The sequence below is a fragment of the Longimicrobiaceae bacterium genome (genome assembly GCA_035696245.1).
Classification (GTDB): Bacteria; Gemmatimonadota; Gemmatimonadetes; order Longimicrobiales; family Longimicrobiaceae; genus DASRQW01.
Map to the genome: position 1 here is coordinate 1 of DASRQW010000323.1, position 4,536 is coordinate 4,536.

At 72.9% G+C, this 4,536-nt stretch carries 3 protein-coding genes; 1 reads left to right on the forward strand and 2 read right to left on the reverse strand.

The features are described 5' to 3' along the window. Both VFE05_15060 and VFE05_15065 read right to left on the reverse strand, forming a co-directional pair. Nucleotides 1-1,393, reverse strand: a 1,393-nt coding sequence (locus tag VFE05_15060) for an ABC transporter substrate-binding protein (GenBank protein ID HET6231391.1), incomplete at its 3' end; no start/stop codon positions are given. Between the two features lie 71 nt (nucleotides 1,394-1,464). Beyond that, the gene (locus VFE05_15065) at nucleotides 1,465-2,712 is read right to left on the reverse strand and encodes a GNAT family N-acetyltransferase (protein HET6231392.1); all 1,248 of its coding nucleotides are present in this window, start codon (nucleotides 2,710-2,712) and stop codon (nucleotides 1,465-1,467) included. Between the two features lie 195 nt (nucleotides 2,713-2,907). Here VFE05_15065 and VFE05_15070 point away from each other — a divergent pair, with 195 nt between their 5' ends. After that, nucleotides 2,908-4,269 (forward strand): DUF1343 domain-containing protein, encoded by a 1,362-nt coding sequence (locus VFE05_15070; protein HET6231393.1) that lies wholly within the window; start codon nucleotides 2,908-2,910, stop codon nucleotides 4,267-4,269. The last annotated feature ends 267 nt before the right edge of the window (nucleotides 4,270-4,536 follow it).

Here is a 4,536-nt window from a genome sequence, read left to right on the forward strand (position 1 = left end):
ACTTGGTCCCGAAGAGCTGCTGCGCGTTGGGCCCCATCACGCCCGGTCCCCAGCCCCACCCCCAGAACGAGCCCTGGAACTGCCGCTCGCGAAGGCGCTGCACCCACGCCGTGCTCTCGTACGGGTGGACGGAGAGGTCCACGCCCACCTTGCGCAACGCCGCCTGCATGGCGACCAGCACGTCCTGCCGCGTGGGGTCGCTGGAGCTGTAGTCCACCTCGATGCGAAGCGGCCGCCCGCCCTGGTCGCGGATGCCGTCGCCGTTGGTGTCGCGCCACCCCGCCGCGTCCAGCAGCCGCCCCGCGCCCGCCGGGTCGAACGGGATGGGACGCACGTCCGGGCTGTGCTCGCGCAGGCTGGCGGGAATCGGCGTCAGCGCAGGCTCGCCCGCCCCCGCGAACAGGCCCTTCACGATGCCGGGGCGGTCCACCGCCATGAGCAGCGCCTGCCGCACGCGGATGTCGTTGACGGGCGGCTTGCTCACGTTCCACGCGATCCATGCCGGCCGCACGCGCGGGGCGTGGTACAGCTTCACCGCCTGGCTGCCCTGCAGCCGCGCCCGCTGGTCGCTGGGCACGCGCAGCAGGTCGCCCTGGCCCGACAGCAGCATGGTCATGGCCGCGTTGTTGTCGGGGATGATGCGCAGCACCACGCGGTCCAGCGACGGCCGGCCTTCCGGCGCGTCGGGGTTCGCCTCGACTACCACCTGCTGCCCGGCATTCCAGCTGGCGAAGCGGAACAGCCCGTCGCCGACCGGCTTGCGGCCGAAGGGGTGGAAGCGCATCTGCGCCAGGTCGGCCGTGCCCAGGATGTGCTTCGGCACCGGCACCAGTTCCAGCAGCGCGTTCACGGTGGACGGACCCATCTCCTTAAACCGCACCAGCACCGTGAGGCTGTCCTGCGCGGTGGCGGAGGTGACGGGGTCCAGGTCCGGTTTGCGCGGCGAGGCGACCTTGGGGTCCTTCTGCGCGTTGATGGTGAACACCACGTCCTCAGCCCGCACCGGCACGCCGTCGTGCCACTTCACGTCCGGGCGCAGGTGGAGGACGAGCGTGCTGTCCGGCCGCGTCTCCCACGACTGGAGCAGGTCCGGCTGGTAGCCGCTGAGGGTGCTGTCGCGCCGGGCGAGCGCGCGGAACACCAGGTGCACCACCTGAAAGGCCGGGTTGCTGTCGAAGGTGAGCGGGTTCAGCTCGTCTGGCTCGCGGTCGGCGAGGACGATGAGCGTGCCGCCGGGAGGGCCGCCCGCGAAGGTCTTGTAGTGCCCGTTCGCATCCGCTCCGGGCGCGGCGCCGCCGGCCTTGTCGCCACCGCCGCCGCCGCACGCCGCCAGGGCGAGCAGCGCGGCGCCCGCCGCCAGCACGCGGGGTCCCGCTCCGCTGGAAAGCCTCATACGCATCCTCGCTCGGGTGTGCCCGGCGCCGTCACGGCGCGCGCGGGCGGGGTTGCCGCCGGTCCCGCGGGTCAGAAACGGTCGAACGTCCACGGCTTGGGAAGGTGGAGCGCCGCGTCCAGCACCTGCATCACCCCGGGGTTGTCGATGGATGCCAGGCCGCCCGCCACCGCCTGCCAGGGCGCGATGGCGCCGATGTAGATGCGCGACAGCGTGTCTACCGGCAGCGTGAGCGTTGCATCCACCGCGCCACCCCGCAGCGGCTCCACCTCGCAGCGCCCGCCCTCCATGTGCACGCGCCACGCGCCGCGGTTCTCCGGGATCTGCTCGTCGTCCACCTCCAGCCCCAGCGTGATCTCGACGGCGGCCGAGACGGGGCGAAGGGCCAGCGCCTCGGGCACGTCGAGCAGGCGGAACATGGGCCCGCGCAGCAGCGTGGCCGAGGGGAACCACAGGCCCCAGCCGGGCGCGCTCAGCAGCGGCAGCCGCGGCTCGTGCAGCCGGTCGCCGAAGCCCTCCTCGGGGTGCGCGCGGTACACGATCTCGCGCCACTGGTCGCCCAGGGTAGACAGCCAGCCGTAGATGCCGCGCTGCGCCTCGAGCGTGAGCCACATGCGCTCCTCCACCTCCAGGAAGCGCTCGGTGAGCGGCAGGTCGGCGCGGTAGCGCACGATGCAGTAGCCCTCGGCCTCGCCGCTGTCGCTCCAGTAGACGACGGCGGCCTGGTCCTCGCCGCCCCACGCCTTGCTCCAGTTGCGCTCGCTGCGGTCCATCTGCCCAGTCTGGTGCCGGGCGCCCTCGGTGTACACGGCGAACATCGCCCGCTCGTCGGCCTCCGTCGTCACCAAGCGCACGCGCTTGCGGCCCTCGCGGTCGTCGGGCAGCAGCGCGGGCGGCACCTGGTACTGGTGCGCCTCGCCCGCCAGGCCGTAGCCCAGGTCCTCGTAGAACGACGCACGAAAGGGGTAGAGGACGGACCCCACGTCGCCGCGCTCGCGGGCGTGCTCGAAGCCGGCGGTGAGCAGCCGGCCCGCCATCCCCCGGCGCCGGTGTGTGGGCGCGATGGCGACCGAGCCCAGGCCCATGACGGGGATGGTGACGCCGCCGATCCACTGCCGCATCCACAGCAGCTGGCAGGCGGCGATGGGGCGCCCCGCCTCCTCGCCCACCCACAGCGCCTCCAGCCCGCCGTGGGGGCCGTTCATCAGCCAGTCCTCCCACCAGCCGTGCCCGCGCTGTGTGGACGGGAAGCTGTGCGCTTCCAGGCGCGCGATCTCGGGCACCTCTTCCCGCCGCGCCGGGCGGAACGTTTCGGACACCAGCCCTCCCCCTTGAGCGTTGCTTTCCCCCGCCCTCGCGGCGCCCCGCCGGAGGCGCGCGGGGCCGGCCCTGGCCCGGCTTTCGCAGCACGGCGGCCCCGGACCGGCGCCGCCGCGCGCCGCGGACCGCGCCCATGCGTGTACCATGCCATGCGCCGCGGGCCGCCTGCGAACCCCAAAGTACGGACCATGCCCATGCGCCGCCAACCGTCCCCGCTCCGCCGCCGCGGCGCCCTGCTGCTGGCCGTTCTCGCCTCGCTGGCGGGCGCCTGCCGCACCCCGCAGCCGGACCGCGATGCGTCCGACGGCACCGACAGCCTGCCGCGGCCCGTGCCATCGTCCGCAGACGCCGGCGGCCCGGCTTCGTCCGCGCAGGCCGGGCGGGTGATACCGGGCCTGGAGGTGCTGCTGCGGGACTCGATGCAGCTCGTCCGCGGCAGGCGGATCGGCTTCATCACCAACCAGTCCGCCGTGAGCAGCACCGGCGAGAGCGCCATCGACGTGCTGAACCGGGCGCCGGGGGTGCGGCTGGTGGCGCTGTTCGGGCCCGAGCACGGCCTGCGCGGCACGAGCGAGGGCGGCGCCATCGTGGCCAACGGCAAGGACGTGAAGACGGGGCTGCCGGTCTACTCCCTCTACAGCCGCGTGCAGCGCCCCACGCCGGAGATGCTGCGCGACGTGGACGTGCTGGTCTTCGACATCCAGGACATCGGCGCCCGCCCGTACACCTTCGTGTGGACGATGGTGATGGCGATGGAGGCCGCCGCCGCGCAGCACATCCCCTTCGTCGTCCTCGACCGCCCGAACCCCATCACCGCCGCCGTGGACGGGCCGCTGATGCAGCAGCAGCTCAAGGACGAGCACGTGGGCCAGGCCATCACCGGCTACCTGCCCGTGCCTCTGCGGCACGGGATGACGAGCGGCGAGGTGGCGAAGTACGCGAACGGCGAGTACCACGTCGGCGCCGACCTGCACGTGGTGCCCGCCGCGAACTGGCGCGGCGGCGAGTGGTTCGACCGCACGGGCCTTCCGTGGGTCAACCCGTCGCCCAACATCCGCTCGCTGGGCGCCGCGCTCAACTACTCCGGCCTGGTGCTGGCGGAGGGGACGAACCTGACCGTGGGCCGCGGCACGGAAGCGCCGTTCTCGTACCTGGGCGCGCCGTGGATGAACGCGCCCGCCGTCCTCGCCGCCACGCGCAAGTACGACCTGCCCGGCGTGCGGCTGGACACCGTGCGCTTCTTCCCCGCGAGCAGCGACCCGAACGCGGACGTGCCTTACCGCGGCCAGGCCGTGCGGGCGCTCCGCCTCACCGTGACCGACCGCGACCGCTTCCGCCCGGGGTGGACCACGCTGGTGCTGCTGAGCGAGATCAAGCGCCTGCACCCCACTGAACTGAAGGTGGAGAACGAGGGCTTCACGCAGATGATCGGCTCGCACTGGGCCCGCGAAGCCTTCGACCGCGGCGAGGACCCGCGCGTGATCGAGCGCCGCTGGGCACAGGAGCTGGCCGCGTGGATGCCCATCCGCGACAAGTACCGCATGTACCCGCGGTAAGATGGGGATCGAGCGTGGCTGGGAGGGGAGCCCCCTCCCCCAGCCCCTCCCCCGCAAGCGGGAGAGGGGAGCTTATTCCATGGCGGGAGCGAGGTTTACATCGATTTCGGCTCCGAGCGAACGGCTCCGTCTGCGGAAGCAGGAGGCCACTGATGAGGGTGGCCGCGGACCGCAGCGATCATTCGAGCCGCGAGACAACTGCCGCGAGACGCCCATCGATGCCCCAGCAACGGCGCTAAGCCTCACGCCCACAAGCAGTTCTCCCCT

Coding starts and splice junctions, on each gene's coding strand:
- VFE05_15070 (HET6231393.1), top strand. CDS start 2,908: ATGCGCCGCCAACCGTCCCCGCTCCGCCGCCGCGGCGCCCTGCTGCTG.